The sequence below is a fragment of the Bacteroides mucinivorans genome (genome assembly GCF_034654355.2).
Lineage (GTDB): Bacteria > Bacteroidota > Bacteroidia > Bacteroidales > Bacteroidaceae > Bacteroides > Bacteroides nordii.
Genome location: NZ_CP178179.1, coordinates 3,372,275 through 3,392,796, shown reverse-complemented (window position 1 = coordinate 3,392,796; position 20,522 = coordinate 3,372,275). Strand labels below are relative to the sequence as shown.

The following is a 20,522-nucleotide window of genomic DNA, read 5'->3' as shown; positions in this document are numbered from 1 at the left end:
AAGAAGGAATAATTTATGAAGAACAAGTGGATTTTTATTGTGCTATTGCTTGTATCTGTTGCAGGCAATGCCCAGGAGCGGAAGTACTCAACGTTTTATTATCAGCGGGCTACTTTGTTTGAAGAGTTACCCGTCACCTCGAAGGATATTATTTTTCTGGGAAACAGTATCACAAACGGAGCGGAGTGGGCCGAGTTGCTTGGCAATAAGCATGTCAAGAACAGAGGGATCAGCGGTGATGTCTGCATGGGAGTGTATGATCGCCTGGATGCGGTTCTGAAAGGGAAACCTGCGAAGATCTTTTTGCTGATCGGCATTAATGATGTAAGTCGGGGTACTCCGGCAGACACCATTGTGCAGCGCATCGGCATGATTGCCTCTAAAATAAAGGCAGATTCGCCCCGAACGAAGTTATATCTGCAAAGTGTACTCCCGGTGACCGATCATTATGGACTGTTTAAGGGCCACACTTCCCGTTGGGAAGAAGTAGAGAAGATCAACAAAGGGATACTCCGGCTGGCTACGGAGAGGGGGCTTACGTATATCGACCTTTACGCTCATTTTGTCGATCCGGCAACGGGGAAAATGAATATGGATGATACGAATGACGGATTACACCTGTTGGGTAAAGGTTATCTGAAATGGGTGGAGATTGTTAAACCTTATGTTAACGGAAAATGAGAAAGATAGTACTGAGTTATTTGCTGGTTCTTTGTAGCCTGGTTGCTGTAGCGCAAACGCCGGTAAGGGTGGCTTGTGTGGGAAACAGCATTACGTATGGGGCCGGGATTGAAAACCGGGAACGGGATGCGTATCCTGCCCAACTGCAACGGATGTTGGGAGAGGGGTATGTGGTAGGAAATTTTGGTAAATCAGGGGCCACACTGCTGAATAAAGGGCATCGTCCCTATATCGGACAGAAGGAATTTCAGCGGGCATTGACCTTCGCGGGAGATGTTGTTGTGATTCATCTGGGCATCAATGATACCGATCCGCGCGACTGGCCCAATTATCGTGATTATTTCGTCAGAGACTATCTGGCGCTGATCGACTCTTTCCGTGTAGTCAATCCGAAGGTGCGTATCCTGGTGGCGCGAATGACTCCCATAACCAACCGCCACTCCCGTTTTGAGTCGGGCACGCGCGACTGGCACGAACAGATACAACAGGCCATTGAAAGGGTGGCCGAGCTTGCCGGGGCACAACTGATAGACTTTCATACTCCCCTTTATCCTTATCCCTTTATGCTTCCGGATGCGGTACATCCCACTGCCGAAGGAGCAGGGATTCTGGCACAAACGGTTTGCTCGGCCATCACCGGTGATTATGGTGGCCTTCGTCTGCCGCAGGTATACAGTGATAACATGGTGCTACAGCGTGATTGTCCGTTGGAAGTGCGGGGTACTGCCAATGCCGGAGAAGAAGTAACGGTAAGCATTGCCGGACAAAAGCAACGGGCTAAAACCGGATCGGACGGACAGTGGTGCGTGCGTCTGAAACCCATGCAGGCGGGAGGCCCTCATACACTTACTGTCTCTGCCGGAAAGACCCGGTTACACTTTTCCAACGTGTTGGTAGGAGAAGTATGGCTTTGTTCGGGGCAGTCCAATATGGAGTTTATGCTGAAAGAAGCCTCTACGGCCCGGATGGATATTCCTCAAAGTGGCAATAATAACATTCGTTTGCTGGATATGAAAGCCCGTTGGCGTACCAATCCTGTAGAGTGGGAGGTGTCCGTACTCGATTCTCTGAACCATTTGCAATATTATAAAGATAGCCAATGGACGGTTTGTACGTCGGCCAGTGCTGCTGATTTTTCTGCTGTGGCATACTATTTCGGGAAGATGTTGCAGGATAGCCTGCATGTACCCGTTGGTTTGATTTGCAATGCGATTGGTGGTTCGCCCACAGAAGCATGGGTGAGCAGGCATGCATTGGAGTTTCACCTTCCTGTCCTATTGCGCAACTGGGCGAAGGGCGATCCGCAAAACTGGATACGCGCACGCGCTACGCTGAATGTTAAGAAATCGACAAATCAGTTTCAGCGTCACCCCTATGAACCATGTTATCTGTATGAGTCCGGCATCCTCCCGTTGGATAAGTTTCCGGTGAAAGGAGTGATCTGGTATCAGGGAGAATCCAATGCTCCCGATTACGAGACGCACGAGAAGCTGTTCCACCTGCTTGTAGATAGCTGGCGCAAGAATTGGGAAAATCCGGAACTTCCGTTTTACTACGTACAGCTCTCTTCCATGGACCGTCCTTCGTGGCCGTGGTTTCGCGATAGCCAGCGCAGGTTGCTGAAGGAGATACCTCATACGGGCATGGCTGTTTCGAGCGATCAGGGTGATTCGCTGGATGTACATCCTAAGAATAAGAAACCGGTGGGCGAGCGTCTGGCACGTCAGGCATTGAACCGTACGTATGGCATGAAAGCGGTTGTACCTTCCGGACCCTTGTTCCGCAGTGCAGAGTTCCGCAAAGGGGCTGCTTATGTTTCGTTTGATTTTGCCGATGGAATGTCTTCTTCGGATGGCAAAGCGTTGCGGACTTTTGAAGTGGCAGAAACCGAAGGGCTCTTCTATCCGGCCAAAGCCGAGATCGTTGGCGACCGGATAAAAGTATATAGCGATCAGGTGAAGCATCCCCGTTATGTGCGTTATGGCTGGCAACCTTTCACCCGTGCCAATCTGGTGAATGCTCAGGGGTTGCCGGCTTCTACTTTCCGATCTTATTAAGAGCGAGCAAATACCTGCTGTATAACATCTCCGAATACCCTTTTACAGGCAACGCCTTGCCTGCATGTAGTCCACGCCTTTACTGCATGCAGGCAAGGCGTTGCCTATATGCAGCTCATATAGCGTCTTTTTGTTACTGATTTCATAGGCTCTGTTCCGTGACATTCCGGAAGCCGGAATAAAATTCATTGCTTCACGAACCCCTCTATCCTTTTTTTTGTTATAAATGTATATTGAAGATGTATATACCTTAAAAAAAGAGATAACATGAAGCAACACCACACTACACATTTGAGATTTTCTCTCCTATGCCTCTTTTCTCTGTTTCTTTTTTCGGATGTCGTGGCCCAGAAGTCCGGGCTAGTTCCGCTCGATTCTTTAATAACCGTAGGATATGCCACCGGAAGTATTAAAAATCTGTCCGGTTCCGTTGAGAAGATCACCGAGTTACAGATGAACCGGGATCAGATCACGAATCCTCTCGATGCAATCCGTGGCCGTGTGCCGGGGTTAACCATACAACGGGGAACAAACGGGCAGGCCGCCCTGGATGCCGTTCGCTTGCGGGGTACCACCTCCTTGACCAGTGGCAACGATCCGCTGATCATCGTCGACGGGGTATTTGGCGATTTGAATATGCTTGCCTCCATTTATCCCACTGACATCGAAAGTTTTACTATCCTGAAAGATGCCTCCGAAACTGCCCAGTACGGTTCTCGTGGGGCTTCCGGTGTCATAGAGGTGACTACCAAAAAGGGTATTAGCGGCAAAACCCGCGTCAGCTATAATGGTAGTTTCGGTATAACCTCCGTTTACAAGAATCTCAGCATGCTATCGGCAAACGGCTTTCGGCAGGTGGCCGGTGAGCGGGGACTTTCCATTCTGGATTTGGGAAACAATACCGATTTTCAGAAAGAAATAGAACAAACCGGATTTCAGCAGAATCATCATATCGCCTTTTATGGCGGTTCCGATGCCTCCAGCTACCGTGTCTCCCTGGGATATGTAGACCGGCAGGGGGTGATACAAAATCAGGATATGAAGAATTTTACATCCAACATGAATATGAGCCAGAACATTTTTGGCAACTTTATCCGTTGCGAGTTAGGCATGTTCGGCTCCGTGCAAAAGAACCATAACTTGTTCGATTACCAGAAGACATTTTACTCTGCGGCTACTTTCAATCCCACCTTTCCCAATCATAAGAATACGGAAACCGGTTCGTGGGATCAGATCACAAGTGCCAGCCAGATCACCAACCCGCTGGCATGGATGGAAGTGAAAGACCATGATGCTACTTCTCACATCAGCACACATGCCCGGCTGACGTTCAATCTGATGGATGATCTAAAGCTCGTCATGTTTGGTGCATACACCTACAATATTGTAGAGAACTCCCAGTATCTCCCCACATCGGTCTGGGCACACGGGCAGGCATACAAAGGGACGAAGAAGATGGAGTCTCTGCTTGGCAACCTGATGCTGAGCTATAAGAAGAACTGGCGGAAACACTTCTTTGATGTACTGGCACTTGCCGAACTTCAGAAGGAGACCTATACCGGATATTATACCACCGTTACAAACTTTAGTTCCGACCAGTTTGGATATGACAACCTTCAGGCAGGTGCAATCCGCCTTTGGGAAGGTACGAATTCTTATTATGAAGAGCCACATCTGGCTTCCTTCATGGGGCGCTTCAATTATACCTATGCCGACCGCTATATTCTTACCGTGAATGCCCGTACGGATGCTTCCTCCAAGTTCGGGAGCAATCATAAGTGGGGCTTTTTCCCTTCCGTATCCGCAGCATGGGCGGTGAGTGAAGAGGAGTTTATGAAACGTATCCCTCTGGTTGACAATCTGAAACTACGTGTAGGTTACGGATTGGCGGGAAATCAGAACGGGATAGACTCATACACCACCCTCGGATTGGTGAGGCCCAACGGGGTAGTGCCTGTGGGCAATTCGGCAGTAGTTACCCTGGGAGAGATGCAGAATATAAACCCCGATTTGAAGTGGGAGGTGAAGCATACGTTTAATGCCGGGGCAGACTTAGGGATGTTTGGCAACCGCCTGCTACTCTCTGTCAATTACTACAACTCAAAGACCACCGATATGCTCTATCTTTATAACGTCAGTGTGCCTCCCTTTACCTACAACACGCTGCTGGCAAATATCGGTTCCATGCGTAACAGCGGTACCGAGATAGCCATTGGTATCACTCCACTCAAAACGCCGGATATGGAACTGAATATCAATGCCAATATTACCTTTCAGCGCAACAAACTACTCTCTTTGAGCGGTGTCTATAATGGCGAGAATATCTCGGCACCGGAGTATAAAAGCCTGGCAAGCCTTGACGGTGCAGGTTTTCATGGAGGATACAATCACATCGTCTATCAGATAGTGGGACAACCGCTCGGTGTTTTTTATCTTCCGCACAGCGACGGGCTTGTTTCTGATGGCGATGGCGGATATACCTATGGCATAGCCGATCTGAACGGAGGAGGCATCAGTCTTGAAGACGGTGAAGACCGCTATGTGGCGGGGCAGGCAGTGCCCAAAACTTTACTGGGATCTAACATCAGTTTCCGTTACAAGCGTTTTGATATTTCGGTACAGATCAACGGAGCTTTCGGACACAAGGTCTACAACGGCACTTCGCTGACTTATATGAATATGAACATCTTCCCCGATTATAATGTGATGGAAGAGGCCCCCCGGCGAAATATAAAAGATCAGACCGCCACCGACTACTGGCTGGAAAAGGGAGATTACGTCAACTTCGATTATCTTACCATCGGCTGGAATGTCCCGTTAGCAAAGGCTCAGAAGTATATCCGGTCACTTCGTCTGGCACTTACGGTCAATAACCTGGCTACCATTAGCGGCTATTCCGGACTTTCTCCGATGATCAATAGTTCCACCGTCAACTCTACATTAGGAGTAGATGATAAACGTGGTTATCCGCTGGCGCGGACTTATACAGTAGGTTTGAGTATTAACTTTTAAAAAGGAGCTACGATGAAACGTTCATTTATATATATAGCATGTTTTCTGCTGTTATCACTGGTGCAACTATCCTGTGATGACTTTTTACGTGAGAAACCGAGAGACCGCATCTTTGAGGAAGAAGCATATAAAAACTTGTCCGACTTGTATCTCAATGCAGTCGCCTCATTGTACAACAATATTGGCGGATACAGTGACAGCCAGGGCTTGCAGGGCACCGGACGCGGTATCTACGATCTGAATACCTTCACTACCGATGAGGCTATAATGCCCACCCGGGGTGGCGACTGGTATGATGGTGGTTTCTGGCAGGGGCTTTATCTGCACAATTGGGGTGTCAATAATGATGCTATACAAGCCACCTGGGAATATTTGTATAAAGTGATAGGTTTAAGTAATAAATCGCTGGAAAGAATAGCGCAGTATGCCGGGACGCACAACGACAGGGAGTTAGTGGCCTATGAAGCAGAGGTGCGAGCATTACGTGCCCTGTATTACTATCATCTGGTAGATTTGTTTGGAAATGTTCCGTTGGTATTGTCTTCTTCTATGCCGGTGAAAGAAGTAAAACAGTCCACCCGCCAGGAGGTTTATGATTTTGTTGTACGCGAGTTACAGCAGTCGGCTCCCGAACTGAGCACTGCCCATAGCAATCTGCCCGGTACTTATTATGGACGCATTACCCGCCCCGTTGCTCATTTCCTTTTGGCTAAACTGGCTCTGAATGCAGAGGTATATACCGATAATGACTGGACGGACGGCATACGGCCGGATGGCAGAAACATCTATTTTAATGTAGGTGGTGAAGAGCTTAATGCCTGGCAGACCGTTGAGGCTTATTGTGATTCTGTCACGAAATCCGGTTACCGGCTTGAAGAAGATTATGCAGCCAACTTTGCCGTATTCAACGAATCATCTGCCGAGAATATTTTTATTATACCGATGAATAAGAACCTGTACACCAATCAGATGCAATATCTTTTCCGTTCGCGTCACTACAACCATGCCAAGGCATATGGCTTGAGCGGAGAGAATGGTTCAAGTGCCACTATTGAGGTTCTGAAAACCTTTGCTTATGGCACTCCTCAGGTTGATCCCCGTTTTGACAAGTGCTACTTCGCCGGCATTGTTTATGACTTGAAAGGAAACGTCGTGAGGCTGGACGACGGTACGATACTTGAATACCTACCCTGGGAGGTGGCTTTGGATATATCCAATGAGCCTTATGAGAAGACAGCAGGAGCCCGTATGAAGAAGTACGAAGTAGATGATACGGGCACGAAAGACGGTAAACTGATGGAGAATGATATTGTGCTTTATCGCTATGCCGACGTGCTGCTGATGAAGAGTGAAGCAAAAGTCCGCAACGGAGAGAACGGTGATGAAGAGTTGAACCGGGTACGTTCCCGTGTGGCTGCTCCTTACCGGGAAGCTACCTTGAATACCCTTCTTGATGAGCGCCAACTGGAATTTGCCTGGGAAGGCTGGAGGCGACAGGATCTTGTGAGGTTTGGATTATTCACCCGTCCGTATAGCAGCCGGCCACAGTTGGCTGGCGAAGCGAGTGGGTATACTACGGTATTCCCCATACCGGATAAGGTGAGGCGTATGAATCTGAATCTGGTTCAGAATCCGGGGTATAAATAAGAGGGGGAGAGATACAAAAGAGGATGGCCAAAAGTAAAACTCACTATCGTTAAAACGCAGATTAACGCTAATTTGAGCAAAGATTAAATTAAATCTGCGATAATTAGCGTTAATCTGCGTTTATAAAGTTATGGATTGATAGCTTTCTCAGACTTTTGAGGCAATCTCTTAATCAAAGAAGCTCTTGAACTTCTTAAAGATCTTTTCCTTCACAGAAGTATTGGGCTTGAAATTATCAGAAGTATCCAGTTTTTCAAGTGTACTCTTTTCTTCTTTTGTTAATGCTTCGGGCACGTAGACACTTACATTTACCAGTAAATCTCCTGTACCATATCCATTAACACTTGGTAAGCCTTTGCCACGCAAACGAAGCACTTTACCCGGCTGTGTACCCGCATCAATCTTTACTTTTACCTTTCCGTCGATGGTAGGTATCTCAACAGCTCCTCCCAAGGCTGCTGCCGGGAAACTGAGAAGTAAGTTGTATACCAAATCATTTTCATCACGGAGCAGGCTTTCGTGTGGCTCTTCTTCAACCAGGATGAGTAAATCACCCGGTACACCGTTATGTTTTCCGGCATTACCTTTTCCACTCATGGAGAGTTGCATGCCTTCTGCTACGCCGGCCGGAATCTTAACGGTTACCACTTCTTCTCCGTATACGATACCGTCACCGCTACACTCCTTACACTTGTTCTTAATGATTTTACCTTCACCATTACAAGTGGGGCAGGTGGTGCGGGTCTGCATCGTACCCAAAATAGTCTGTTGGTTACGAATTACCGATCCGCTACCTTTACAGGTCGGACAAGTCTCAGAACCACCGTTACCTTCTGCACCCGTTCCATGACAGTGTGTACAAGGCACATACTTTTTCAGCTTGAACTTCTTTTCTACTCCGGTAGAGATTTCTTTCAGCGTCAGTTTTACTTTCACACGAAGATCAGAGCCACGATAGCGTCTCTGTTGCTGACTGCCTCCGCCTCCAAAACCACTGAAGCCTCCGAAACCGCCGCCTCCGCGACCTCCGAAGATATCGCCGAACATGGAGAAAATATCGTCCATAGACATACCTCCACCGAAGCCGCCAAACGGACCACCATTTCCGGCAGCACCACCCATACCTGCATGACCGAACTGATCATAACGGGCACGTTTGTCCTCGTTGCTCAGCACGTCATATGCTTCGGCTGCTTCTTTAAACTTTTCTTCCGCCTCCTTGTCGCCCGGGTTCTTGTCCGGGTGATACTGAATGGCTTTTTTACGATACGCTTTTTTTATTTCTTCTGCTGTTGCGGTTTTCGATACCTCCAGCACTTCATAGTAGTCTCTCTTTTCCATATATATATTTTATTCTCCAACTACCACTTTGGCGTGGCGCAGTACTTTATCGTTCAGTGTGTATCCGGTCTGTACACAATCCAGAATTTTTCCTTTCTGTTTTTCAGACGGTGCGGGAATCACTGCGATGGCTTCGTGGTAATCTGTATCCAAAGGCTTATCTTTGGTTTCGATTACTTTTACGCCATTTTGTCCTAATACAGAAATGAATTTGTTATAGATAAGTTCCACACCTTCTTTAACGGCTGCTACGTCTGTTGCTTTATCCATCATTTGGATAGCGCGTTCCAGATCGTCAACCACAGGCAGGATACTACTCAGGCTCTTTTCACCTCCATTCAAGATCAGTTCAGCTTTTTCTTTTACCGTACGTTTACGGTAATTGTCGAATTCGGCAGAGAGGCGCAGATATTTATCTTTCTGATCTTCAATGGTTGCATCAGCTTCTTTCAACTGCTTTTCCAGCTCTTCTTCTTTGGTCAGGGGAGCTGCTTCCTCCGTATTTTCTGTATCCTGCAACTGTTCGTCTGCAAGGTTTTCAGCGTTCAACTCTTGTTCTTTAGCTGTTTCTTTTTCTTTAGGATTCATATCTTTATCTTTTTTGTTCTTAATAAATGGATTCAATTTCATGTCAATAGGACGTTACAATGTAACTGCCTCCCAGCAAAAACTCTGCCAATCTGCTAAACATGTCAAAAAACGCTGCAAAGGTAATGCTTTTCTGTCAGATTGACACATGCTGCATAGCATGTAATTCATTAAAAATGTCTATCTTTGCAACCTGTTTGTGAATTACAGACATTTCAATCGTAAATTGTAAATAGTTAAAATCGTAAATATAAAAGATGATTACAGTTTCAAACGTTTCGGTACAGTTTGGTAAAAGAGTATTGTTCAATGATGTAAATTTGAAGTTTACAAGTGGGAATTGTTATGGTATTATTGGTGCCAATGGTGCAGGTAAGTCCACTTTCCTTCGCACAATTTATGGCGATCTTGATCCGACTACCGGAAATATAACATTAGGTCCGGGCGAACGTCTGTCAGTGTTGAGCCAGGACCACTTTAAGTGGGATGCTTTCACGGTAATGGATACTGTGATGATGGGACATACTGTGTTGTGGGACATCATGAAGCAACGCGAAGAGTTGTATGCCAAAGAAGACTTTACCGATGAAGACGGGTTGAAGGTTTCCGAACTGGAAGAGAAATTTGCTGAGCTTGACGGCTGGAATGCCGAGAGTGATGCTGCCATGTTGCTCAGTGGCCTGGGAGTTAAAGAAAACAAACATTATGTGTTGATGGGTGAGCTGAGTGGTAAAGAGAAGGTACGTGTGATGTTGGCGCAAGCACTTTATGGTAATCCGGACAACTTGCTACTGGACGAGCCTACCAATGACCTCGATATGGAGACAGTGACATGGCTTGAAGAATATCTGTCAAACTTTGAACATACCGTATTGGTGGTGAGCCATGACCGTCACTTCCTTGACTCAGTATGTACACACACGGTTGATATCGACTACGGAAAAATCAATATGTTTGCCGGTAACTACAGTTTCTGGTATGAATCCAGTCAGTTGGCTCTCCGTCAGCAACAGAACCAGAAAGCAAAGGCTGAGGAGAAGAAGAAAGAACTGGAAGAATTTATCCGCCGGTTCAGCGCCAATGTAGCTAAGAGCAAGCAGACTACTAGCCGTAAAAAGATGTTGGAGAAACTGAATGTAGAAGAGATTAAACCTTCTTCACGTAAGTATCCGGGCATTATCTTCACACCCGAACGTGAACCGGGCAATCAGATTCTTGAGGTTTCAGGTTTGAGTAAGAAGACCGAAGAGGGCGTAGTGCTGTTCAATGACGTGAACTTTAACGTTGAGAAGGGAGATAAGATCGTGTTTATCTCACGCAATCCACGCGCCATGACGGCTTTCTTTGAAATAATCAATGGCAATATGAAGCCGGATGCCGGACACTTCAATTGGGGAGTGACGATTACTACCGCTTATTTGCCGTTGGATAATACGGAGTTCTTTAACACTGACCTCAATCTGGTAGATTGGCTGGGGCAGTATGGTGAAGGGAATGAAGTATATATGAAAGGATTCCTGGGACGTATGCTTTTCTCTGGAGAAGAAGTTTTGAAAAAGGTAAGTGTACTTTCGGGTGGTGAAAAGATGCGTTGTATGATTGCACGTATGCAGCTTCGCAATGCAAACTGTCTGATCTTAGATACGCCGACTAATCACCTCGATCTGGAATCTATTCAGGCATTCAATAACAACCTGAAAACATATAAAGGTAATATCCTGTTCTCTTCACATGACCACGAATTTATTCAGACTGTGGCAAATCGTGTGATCGAACTGACTCCGAACGGCATCATTGACAAGATGATGGAATATGATGAATATATTACTTCCGATCATATTAAGGAGTTGAGAGCTAAGATGTACGGCGATAAATAAAAAAAGATCCTTTTTATATTAGACGCAGGCAGTATAGGAATTTATTTCTATACTGCCTTTTTTTATAATCATGTCTTTCCTAAATTCTCGTTAATTCCCTCTTCTGTTTGCGAACTTTTCACAGAGGAGATACGTTCCTTGTATAAACAATACAAAAAGAGAATATTATGAATTTTATCTGGTATATTCTGATAGGAATTATTGCCGGCTATGTGGCTGGTAAAATAACAAGAGGAGGTGGCTTTGGGCTGCTGGTCAATCTTGTTTTAGGAATTATTGGCGGTGTACTCGGAGGCTGGGTCTTTGCTTTACTTGGATTGGCGGCAACGGGGATTATCGGTAGTTTGATAACTTCTGTTGTAGGTGCTGTTCTGTTTCTGTGGATTGCATCTTTGTTTAGTCATTCGCGACAGTAAGTTACCTTTGTAATGTATTTATTTTATTAACTAACATAAAATTATTTGATTATGGAATGTGGAAATGCTAAATTTCTGGTAGGTCTTGGATTAGGTTCTGCCATTGGTGCGTTGGTTTATCACTTTTCGCGCACAGCGAAAGCTAAGAAACTGAAAAATGATGTGTTTAATGCCCTTCATGAGATTGAGGCAGATGCCGAAGCTGCAATGGAAGATGCAAAAGTAAAAGCTGTGAAAACAGGTGCTAAGGTTGCAGGTAAAGTAGCGGATAAGGCCAATGAGGTAAAGGAAAAACTAAGTGAGGTAGGCCAATAAGCCTACCTTTTTATATATATGTTCTCCCCGGACACTGTTTTGTTCGGGGATTTTTTTGTATATAAAAAACAAAATCCTGGCGAAATCACTTCGACAGGATACTGTTTCATTTTACTTAAATGTGGCTACGTAATAAAATTATGACTAATTAATTAAATTCTGATACTGCAAAGATAGAGTGTTTACCCCATAGCCACAATCCCTTAAATAAGGTATATTACGTAGTATTTCTCACTATATATAGTTACTTGAGTTCTTTTTTCCATTCTTTGCTTACCGGATCATAGCGTTTGATGATACGTGCAGGGCTTCCGGCACATATTGTATAAGCCGGAACAGAACGGCTTACAACGCTCCCGGCAGCTACAACACAATGTTTTCCAAGTGTCACTCCGGGTAGAATGACTGCATTGGCACCTACCCACACGTCGTCTTCTATTTTCACAGGGGCAGTACTTACTCCTTGTTCATCAATCGGCTTTTCGGCATCTGCGTAATTGTGGTTTAATCCGGTTACAGTCACATTCTGTGCCAGGTTTACATGATTGCCTATCTGTACAGGACCTATGATCGTATTTCCTAATCCCACGCGGGTATAATCTCCGATAATCAAATCTCCCACGGCATTGTTGAGACACGAGAAATCTTCTACAACTGAGTATTTGCCGAGTGAAAAGCTACGGAACGGTGGAAGATCTTTGCGTACGCTACGATAAATAACCGAACCTTTCCCCCGTTTCAGGTATGCAAAATAAAACAGACGTATCCACCAGTTGGGGCGTGTTTTTACCGGATGCATAATGAATCTGTGTACGGCCTGTTTTAAGCCCGGGTGTTGCTTAATGTTATGTTTTAGCTTTCTGATGTCCATATATGTTTGTTGGGTTTGGAGATTACTTCTTTTCTACCAGATAATCGGGGATAGCCAGGCAGAGAGTAAATAACAGGGCGAACAACAGGAACCACCAACTCAAAGAAGCTCTCCAGTCATAACAGGTAGCTATGATGCACCAGATGCTGCTGACAAGAAGAAGGATTCCCCATGAAGGCAAAAGCTGTCGGAATAATTTGTCTGCATAATCCCAGTTACCTTCCATTAGTACTACAGGAAGCTTTGAAACGGCCTTTTGCTTTGACATAGAATAGGGGCGGGGACGAGGAGTGTTACTATATACATGGATGTGGTCCATATATTCTATATAGATGTTCTGTTGTAATAATCTGCTTTCCAGATTGCTCTTCGGACTTCTCAGGTTTTGTTTCAGCCATTTGAAGTCTATGGCAATGTCCGTTTTTTCGAGTGCCGAAGAAAGTCCTGCCTGGACATGTCCTTGCCTGAATATTGAATTTCGGATTTCTTCACAAATTGCTTTCCAGCGGATTTTTCGGGTAGGACGGCATTCAATGACGTGGTGTAGTTGCATGGCCATTGTTCCCGATCCGTATGCATTATTGATTTCTTTCAGCAGGCACGGAGATACGTTGGTTGTTTCTCCCAAAATGATAGCTATGTCGTATAGCGACTCATCCAGTTCTTTTACACTCTGATACAGATTTTCGTAAGTGAGCAGGGTGTATAACTCTTCCGGATACTTTTGTTTACAGATTTCTGTTCCCGGAGGAACCAGAAGTATAAAACGATGCATATTTCCGGTAGCCGGATATTTCTCTGATCTTCTGAATAATGCTGCTAAAGCAAAAATAAACAGATAGATAGCAGCTATCGCTATGCAGAGAAAGAGTATACTGTCTGCTGTATAGAAAAGAGTGTTTGCCATAAAGCTGTATATATTATACGTTTTCTTTTTGTATAAATGCAGTAACAGTTTTCAGGATAATTCTCATGTCTATCCAAAAAGAGAATGTTTTGGCATATTTAATATCCAACTGTTTACGCTCATCTGCCGACATCTTTCCTGAGTCTCCCCGCTTTTCTACCTGCCAAAGTCCCGTCAATCCGGCCGGAGCCATAAAGCGGTCAATATATTCATCGCTGGTCAGTAGCTCTGCTTCGTATAAGGGCAAAGGGCGGTTACCTACTATTGACATGTCTCCTTTCAATATATTGATAAGCTGAGGTAATTCGTCAATACTGTATTTACGAATAAAACGTCCTACTCGTGTGATACGCGGATCGTTTTCGAGTTTGACAAATGCATTCTCCTGTTCGTGGCTTCTTTTGTTGATATACGCTTCTTCTGAAATGACAAAATCATCAGAGATTAGTACTATCCCGTCTTCATTTTCGCTAAGCTCGGGCATTTCTCCCCAGATGATATCTTCGGTTGTCTCTTCTTTGGCTTGATATTGATTCAGGGAGTTGAAGTCTTTCAGATGCTTGTCGGCATTCGTATACATGGAACGAAATTTCAGGAAATCAAATATCTCATAGTTGCTTCCTACGCGTTTTGATTTATAGATAATGGCTCCTTTGCTCTCCAGGCGGATAGCTATCGCAGTGATAATGAGTAAGGGAGACAAACCTAACAGTGCAGTGCCCGAAAAGAGTATATCGAAATATCTTTTCCAGAGAGGAAGTCTGAATGTTTGTATATTTTCTCCTCTTTTTTGCAGGTCTTTTATCTTTTGTTGCTTTCTGCGTTTCTGAAAGCTTATCAGGCTGTCTATTGCATCCTGAGGGCTTTCAAACGGTATGGTGTTGTTGATACCGGCTTTCAGATATTGCAGACTTTCTTGTTGTGTAAGTGAATCCATCACTAATACCATATAGATACCGGGATACTTTTTCCGCAAAGACTCAATATCTTTGATATCTGTCTGTGTATTAGTCTGTTCGTATAATATGATTATATCAAACTTCTCCCGTATCTTATCTATTATTTTGATAGCCTTATCACATGTAGCTACATTGTAAAATTCCCCTTTGGGGAGTTTGGAAAAGCGTTTAATCGTTTTTTCGTATCTTCCGATATAGATAAGATGTAGCATAGAAAGACTTAGTCTATAATTTTTTTAATACGGACTTTAAGTTCAAGAGGATTGAATGGTTTTAGGATGTAATCGGCTGCTCCCTCTTCCAGAAGCCTGATTCTTTCTGTTGTGCTTTCTTCGCTTGAAAGCATAATAATAGGTATGGATTTGAATAACTCATTTCGTTTCATGTAAAGCAAGAATTCATCTCCCATCATTTCCGGCATACGGATGTCCGAGATAATAAGATCCGGAACGTTCCCTTCATTCAGCCACTCAATGGCTTTAATAGGATTTTCATGATAGGTGAAATCGTAATCTTTTCCCAAATAGATGGAAACTACTTTTGCGATGGATGCCTTGTCATCAATGAGCAATATTTTTTTTCTCATGTCTATAATAAAACTTTTTACTTTGCTTGCTTTGTTGATACGTGATTGATGCCTTTCTTGTCTCAAGCCGTGCAAATATATATAATATTTTTATAACTGTGTTCTTTTACGATAAAGTTATTTTCTGTTTTCAAATAAAGTCTGTTTCCCGGACAAAATAAAAGCCGGATTTTCTTATTCTCCGGCTTTTACTTTATTTTTAATTTTTATTGTTCTGGAAAGTGCCGTTGTTGTCGAAGGTAGTATACCATTTGGGGTTCTCTGTACCACCACTGGTTACCCAACTTTCAAACTCCTTGTATACATCTTTAATATTGCGATACTCCAAAGGCCATTTAAACGACTGTGGTATGATGATACCCCAGGCAAGATTCTCTTTGCTTATGTAATATTTCGTACCCGTTGACCCGTCATCATTTCCTCCGAACAGTTGGGTATTGGCCAAATCGCTTGGCTGACGTCCCGGCATATGGATTTCTTTTCTCTGCTGGGCTCTGTCGGTGATGATGAAGAAATTCATATTGTTGATGTTGAAGGCACTTTCTTCTATCCTATTGGTCAGGTTTACAGTGATTTCTATTTCGGGAAGATCACTGTTGCTTACATTATTGTCACTGCCAGACTGGGTATTGATGAACTCTCTTGTATTCTTTCCCATTAATTTGTGTGCATCGTCAAAGAGAGGTATCACAGCCTGGCTCTGACCTGCTTCAACTCCACTGTTTTGAAGATTGAATGTGGTGGGTTTATGGGCTTTGTATACAATGCTGTTTATACTGCTTGCCGGTACTTTGTCTAACATTACAGCGGCGGCGATAGCTTTGGTTGCTCCTACGGCACGAAGGGTAACAGTGAATGTTACTTTGTTCGTTTTGTTTTTACTGTCAAGTTCATACTTCAAACCTTTGAGCTGTATTACAATGTCATTCATATCATAGTCGCCGTAGAGAGGCCATTGGTCTTCAAACAGCAGTGTGTATTTATTGGCTGTTTCTATGATAGTCGGGAATTCCGGTTCAGTTGGAGGAAGCGGATTGGTAACAGAGCCTTCACTACATTCTGATTTGGCGATTTCTACAGGATTGGTAGATTCACTTGCCCATTCGGCACCGCCTGTCATTGTCCAACGAATATTCCCCCATTGATCTCTTTTAGAATCCGGATGATCATCACAGACAATCTGTAAATTTCCGGAATAATGAATCATGTCATTGTTGTCGGGATTCGTAGCAACTGCTTTTTTTATTTTGAGAAGTGCTTTCTCGTTGCCTGTACCCTTGAACCCTCTGTTTTTTGTATGATATCGGAATTCGGCTTGCTCTTCTACTGTAAACATAGCCTTGGCACCCATCTCTATTAATGTGTTGTCCATATACAGCCTGCTGGTCTTAATAAATGCACCGGCGTCATTTATGATTTTAGCTTCGTGCAGATCTAATAGCTGATTGACGATTAGTTTGCATTTGTTGAGGCTATAATCATTCCAGCCTTCTATGTGCATGTTCGTGGTAGTCCATTCACCTTCATTTTCCCATGAGCCGTTTGTACAGTTGAGGTTAGTCAGTTGGGATACGGTTACTTTATTGATATTCTTTATATGACTATCACCTGTGATAGCTATATCGGTGGCAGTCGCTTCTCCTTCATTCAGCATGTTAGAGTTTCCGTTCGTGCCGGTCAGTTTACCGGAGATATTTATAATACCCTTTTCTCCATTATAGATGAAAGAACTGTTGGCATAAGTGACATTACGGGCGGTGAGAGTACCCTGGTTATACAACTTATAGTTACTATCCAGTTGCATATCGTTTTCTATCTTTAATGTTGCCCCTTTACCTACTGAAATCAGACAGTTGCTTTGGCCATTATTCTTTGATTGTGGCATTGTTACAGTCACATTGGGCAGTATGAATAGTTTGCAATTGGCAGCAAGGTATATTTCTTCGCTCAGCGTTATGTTTTCGGTAACATACAAACTAACCCCTGACGCCCAAATATTTATTTTGGTTGTCTTTGCAGTAACTTTATAACTGCCGTTGGCTTTAAAGTTGTTTTGATCGAATATTTCATTTGTGGGTGATGCTTCGGGGAATATACTTTTATCTTCACTGTCTGGTGCTGTCATTGTCGTGGATGCCCGTGTGCTCATGCTTCTGGTAGCTTGTGTAGTCACCGGAGTACTGAAATCACAATTAACGACACCGTTCTCTGTGCTGTACGCACGGATTGATGCCAATCCATCCGGAGCAGTCTGGCGAATGTAAAGCAGCGGAATCGAATTGGATACGGGCAATTCGGTAGTGAAGTCCTGACCCAATTTGGCAAATCCTTTGGTCAGGAGGGTTGCATCCGGAGATATTACAGGATTGTTGTCGAACACTTCTACTGTATAATGATATTGTCCGTTAAAAGTGTCGTTAACCTTCACATTGAGGTTTATCGAAGAGAATAATAACCAGTCAAAGCCATTAGGAGCACTTATGTTACCCATTGGATTTTGAGCACGGTAATTGGGATCATAGAAGTTCTTATCGCTATCTACACAACTGCTAAAAACAACTCCACTTACTATAAATGTAGCTGCCAGTGATTCCCGGAAGTTAATTTTCATACATTAAATATTGCTTATTTTGTCTACTGTAATTTGCTATAACAACAAATAGCCTTTACTATTTATCACAAAGATATCTATTTATTGTATGATAACAACCTGTTAGGGGAGATAAAGTTTTGCTTGTTAACATCTTTTTAGATATTATTGGATGGATATTGCAACTTTCTTTTGTTGCTCTTTCAATAACTTTTATTTCTCTGTTTATCAGTGGTATATGCTGTGCTTGTTTGCGTGTTGTAAAAGATGGTTGTAATAAAAGTTGTATATTCTGTTCATTGTTTATTATTGGATTTTCTTTACAAGCAGAGGAGTCATGGATTACAGTAACAGGTTATTGTTATCATGATGCTTATTTTGACTGTTTCTTCTTTCAATATATGATTGAGATGTCTGTATTTGGGGAGGATCAAGGTAAGTATATAGAAAAATATTTTTAGTTGATAATAGATATATTTATTGAATTTTTACTATTAAGAACTGTGTTTTCTCTGCTCCGGTTACTATTCAAGAAGATTAATGATTGTGTATTGGAACCCAACAGGATAAAAATATTCATCTGTAATCTATTATTTATTATTTAGGACTAATGCCTGATTTTTAGCTAAATACCGAAAATATTCCCTGGGACTCTATATCGGTTGATTGAAAACTTCGGAGTTAGGGAATATATTGTCTATTTCATTTTATCCTATTGACTTCGTTATTTCTCCCACCAGGCAAGAGTTCATTTTGTATCTGATTTCTTTGTTACTCAATCCGTGTCCAAGCAGGAACATCAGTTTGGTTACTGCACATTCCGGGGTGCTGTCGTATCCACTGATTACACCTGCCTGCAATAGTTGTATTCCGGTTTCGTACCGTTCCATTTCTACCGCTCCCGAAGAGCATTGGGTAATGTTGACAATGATAATGCCTCGTTCTGTAGCCTCTTTTAGCTGTTGGATGAACCAGGGTTTCTGAGGGGCATTTCCCGAACCGAAAGTTTTCAATACCACCGCTTTCAATCCCTCCACGTGAAGCAGGGAGGTGACGATACTTTCCTGTATGCCGGGGAAAAGAGTTAATATCACCACATTGGAATCGAACAGATAATGTGGTTTCAGTGGTTTGGAGAAATCTGGTTTGCGGATTAAATTAGGTTCATATTTAATATGGATACCGACACGTGCCAATGCCGGATAGTTGAATGAGCGAAAGGCATTGAAGTTTTCGGCGTTGATTTTAGTGGTACGGTTGCCTCGCATCAGGTGATTTTCGAAGAAGATACATACTTCCGGTACTATAGCGGTACCGTCCGGATTTTTGGCTGCGGCTATTTCGATGGCGGTTATCAGATTTTCCTTTCCGTCTGTCCTCAGGGTTCCGATAGGAAGCTGTGAGCCGGTGAGGATGACTGGTTTGCTTAAATTCTCAAGCATGAAACTCAAAGCCGAAGCAGTATAGGCCATTGTGTCTGTGCCGTGCAAAATGACAAAGCCATCGAAGTTGTCATAATTATAGTTGATGATCTTTACGAGCTTTGCCCAGTAAAGAGGCTCCATATCAGAAGAGTCAATGGGAGGGTCGAATTGATAGGAGGAGATCCGGTAATTAAAACGTTTCAATTCGGGGACGTGTTTCAGCAGGTGGTCAAAGTTGAAATTTTCTAAGGCACCTGTTTCCGGGTTTTCTATCATTCCGATAGTTCCTCCAGTATATATTAACAAAACGGAAGGGCAATTTGCTATCATATCTGTGGCTCTTTTGTTAAATCGGCGACAAAGATATAAATTTATTATGATTTATGGATTATCGTTAGGTAAGTTTGTGAGTTGACAACTTGTCCCCCCTGTCAACTCACAAACTCATCAACTCATCAACTTACTCCCGAATTGCTTCCAGCAGTCGTAGGATTGCTTTTTCAGGATCTTTTTCTTCTTCCAGTAAAGTAACAAATCGACTGCCTATAATACCTCCCCGCGCATTGTCACAAGCTGCACGGAAGGTAGCTTTGTTCGAAATGCCAAAACCCACCATGCGCGGATTGCGCAGTTTCATTTCGTCTATCTTCTTGAAGTAAGCACGCTTTTGCACATCAAAATCCTGCTGGGCACCCGTAGTGGCAGCCGAAGATACCATATAAATAAACCCGTCTGTATGGGCATCTATTTCACGTATGCGTTCTTCGCTGGTTTCGGGAGTGATAAGCATAATTACTTTGATACCATAACGTTCGGCTATGGGGCGGTATTGTTCCTGATAGTCGCGAAAGGGAAGATCGGGAATAATAACCCCATCAATACCGCATTCAGTGCATTGGCGACAGAAGTTTTCAAACCCAAACTGCATGATAGGATTCAGATATCCCATAAATACAAGTGGAATTTTCACATCTTCACGGATGTCGTGAAGCTGTTCGAAAAGCCGTTTGAGCGACATGCCGTTGCGAAGTGCCCGTGTGGCTGCATTCTGAATCACAATGCCGTCTGCCATTGGATCACTGAACGGAATTCCGATTTCAATCATACTTACACCGTGCTTTTCGAGGGTGCGGATAACGTTGGCTGTTCCCTCCAATGTAGGAGTACCGGCACAAAAATAGATAGATAGCAGGTCTTTTTTATCGCTGCTGAAGAGTTGATTGATTCTATTCATGTTCTTATTCTTTCTTT

16 protein-coding genes are annotated in these 20,522 nt (G+C 43.6%); 7 read left to right on the top strand and 9 right to left on the bottom strand.

Annotation, left to right across the window (positions count from 1 at the left end):
- The first annotated feature begins 15 nt into the window (after positions 1-15).
- The 4 genes from VCM39_RS12965 to VCM39_RS12950 all read left to right on the top strand — a co-directional run bounded on the left by VCM39_RS12965 (position 16) and on the right by VCM39_RS12950 (position 7,397).
- Positions 16-681 carry an SGNH/GDSL hydrolase family protein gene (locus VCM39_RS12965; protein WP_221649046.1) on the top strand — a complete coding sequence of 222 codons (666 nt, stop codon included), beginning with the start codon at positions 16-18 and terminating at the stop codon, positions 679-681.
- Positions 678-2,738, top strand: a complete 2,061-nt coding sequence (locus VCM39_RS12960; protein WP_322932507.1) for a GDSL-type esterase/lipase family protein — start codon at positions 678-680, stop codon at positions 2,736-2,738. Before VCM39_RS12965 ends, VCM39_RS12960 begins: the two co-directional genes overlap by 4 nt.
- A gap of 267 nt (positions 2,739-3,005) precedes the next feature.
- A complete protein-coding gene (locus tag VCM39_RS12955; RefSeq protein ID WP_322932508.1) occupies positions 3,006-5,750 on the top strand; it encodes a SusC/RagA family TonB-linked outer membrane protein in 2,745 nt (914 codons plus the stop codon).
- Between the two features lie 12 nt (positions 5,751-5,762).
- The gene (locus tag VCM39_RS12950) at positions 5,763-7,397 is read left to right on the top strand and encodes a RagB/SusD family nutrient uptake outer membrane protein (protein ID WP_322932509.1); all 1,635 of its coding nucleotides are present in this window, start codon (positions 5,763-5,765) and stop codon (positions 7,395-7,397) included.
- Between the two features lie 168 nt (positions 7,398-7,565).
- On the opposite strand, the gene dnaJ is transcribed toward VCM39_RS12950, so the two are convergent.
- Together dnaJ and VCM39_RS12940 are read right to left on the bottom strand one after the other, a co-directional pair.
- Positions 7,566-8,738, bottom strand: a complete 1,173-nt coding sequence (dnaJ, locus tag VCM39_RS12945) for a molecular chaperone DnaJ (RefSeq protein ID WP_221649042.1) — start codon at positions 8,736-8,738, stop codon at positions 7,566-7,568.
- 9 nt (positions 8,739-8,747) lie between these two features.
- Positions 8,748-9,326, bottom strand: coding sequence for a nucleotide exchange factor GrpE (locus tag VCM39_RS12940; RefSeq protein ID WP_085929647.1), 579 nt, complete (start codon positions 9,324-9,326; stop codon positions 8,748-8,750).
- Positions 9,327-9,583: 257 nt separating this feature from the next.
- Here VCM39_RS12940 and VCM39_RS12935 point away from each other — a divergent pair, with 257 nt between their 5' ends.
- The 3 genes from VCM39_RS12935 to VCM39_RS12925 all read left to right on the top strand — a co-directional run bounded on the left by VCM39_RS12935 (position 9,584) and on the right by VCM39_RS12925 (position 11,934).
- Positions 9,584-11,203 (top strand): ABC-F family ATP-binding cassette domain-containing protein, encoded by a 1,620-nt coding sequence (locus VCM39_RS12935; protein WP_289294177.1) that lies wholly within the window; start codon positions 9,584-9,586, stop codon positions 11,201-11,203.
- Between the two features lie 167 nt (positions 11,204-11,370).
- Positions 11,371-11,619, top strand: coding sequence for a GlsB/YeaQ/YmgE family stress response membrane protein (locus VCM39_RS12930; RefSeq protein WP_002560852.1), 249 nt, complete (start codon positions 11,371-11,373; stop codon positions 11,617-11,619).
- Between the two features lie 51 nt (positions 11,620-11,670).
- On the top strand, positions 11,671-11,934 hold the full coding sequence (locus VCM39_RS12925) for a YtxH domain-containing protein (RefSeq protein WP_221649040.1): 264 nt from the start codon (positions 11,671-11,673) through the stop codon (positions 11,932-11,934).
- A 244-nt stretch (positions 11,935-12,178) separates the two neighbouring features.
- Here VCM39_RS12925 and VCM39_RS12920 read toward each other — a convergent pair whose 3' ends face one another.
- The 7 genes from VCM39_RS12920 to trpA all read right to left on the bottom strand — a co-directional run bounded on the left by VCM39_RS12920 (position 12,179) and on the right by trpA (position 20,505).
- Positions 12,179-12,805 carry an acyltransferase gene (locus tag VCM39_RS12920; RefSeq protein WP_322932510.1) on the bottom strand — a complete coding sequence of 209 codons (627 nt, stop codon included), beginning with the start codon at positions 12,803-12,805 and terminating at the stop codon, positions 12,179-12,181.
- Between the two features lie 22 nt (positions 12,806-12,827).
- Positions 12,828-13,712 carry a hypothetical protein gene (locus VCM39_RS12915; RefSeq protein ID WP_322932511.1) on the bottom strand — a complete coding sequence of 295 codons (885 nt, stop codon included), beginning with the start codon at positions 13,710-13,712 and terminating at the stop codon, positions 12,828-12,830.
- Between the two features lie 13 nt (positions 13,713-13,725).
- Entirely contained in the window at positions 13,726-14,883 is a 1,158-nt protein-coding gene (locus VCM39_RS12910; protein WP_322932512.1) for a sugar transferase, read from the bottom strand.
- An 8-nt stretch (positions 14,884-14,891) separates the two neighbouring features.
- Positions 14,892-15,257 (bottom strand): response regulator, encoded by a 366-nt coding sequence (locus VCM39_RS12905; RefSeq protein ID WP_044095214.1) that lies wholly within the window; start codon positions 15,255-15,257, stop codon positions 14,892-14,894.
- Between the two features lie 199 nt (positions 15,258-15,456).
- A complete protein-coding gene (locus VCM39_RS12900) occupies positions 15,457-17,868 on the bottom strand; it encodes an LruC domain-containing protein (RefSeq protein ID WP_322932513.1) in 2,412 nt (803 codons plus the stop codon).
- Between the two features lie 686 nt (positions 17,869-18,554).
- Positions 18,555-19,601 carry an asparaginase gene (locus VCM39_RS12895; protein ID WP_002560845.1) on the bottom strand — a complete coding sequence of 349 codons (1,047 nt, stop codon included), beginning with the start codon at positions 19,599-19,601 and terminating at the stop codon, positions 18,555-18,557.
- A gap of 130 nt (positions 19,602-19,731) precedes the next feature.
- Positions 19,732-20,505 (bottom strand): tryptophan synthase subunit alpha, encoded by a 774-nt coding sequence (gene trpA, locus VCM39_RS12890; RefSeq protein ID WP_221649034.1) that lies wholly within the window; start codon positions 20,503-20,505, stop codon positions 19,732-19,734.
- Positions 20,506-20,522 lie beyond the last annotated feature (17 nt).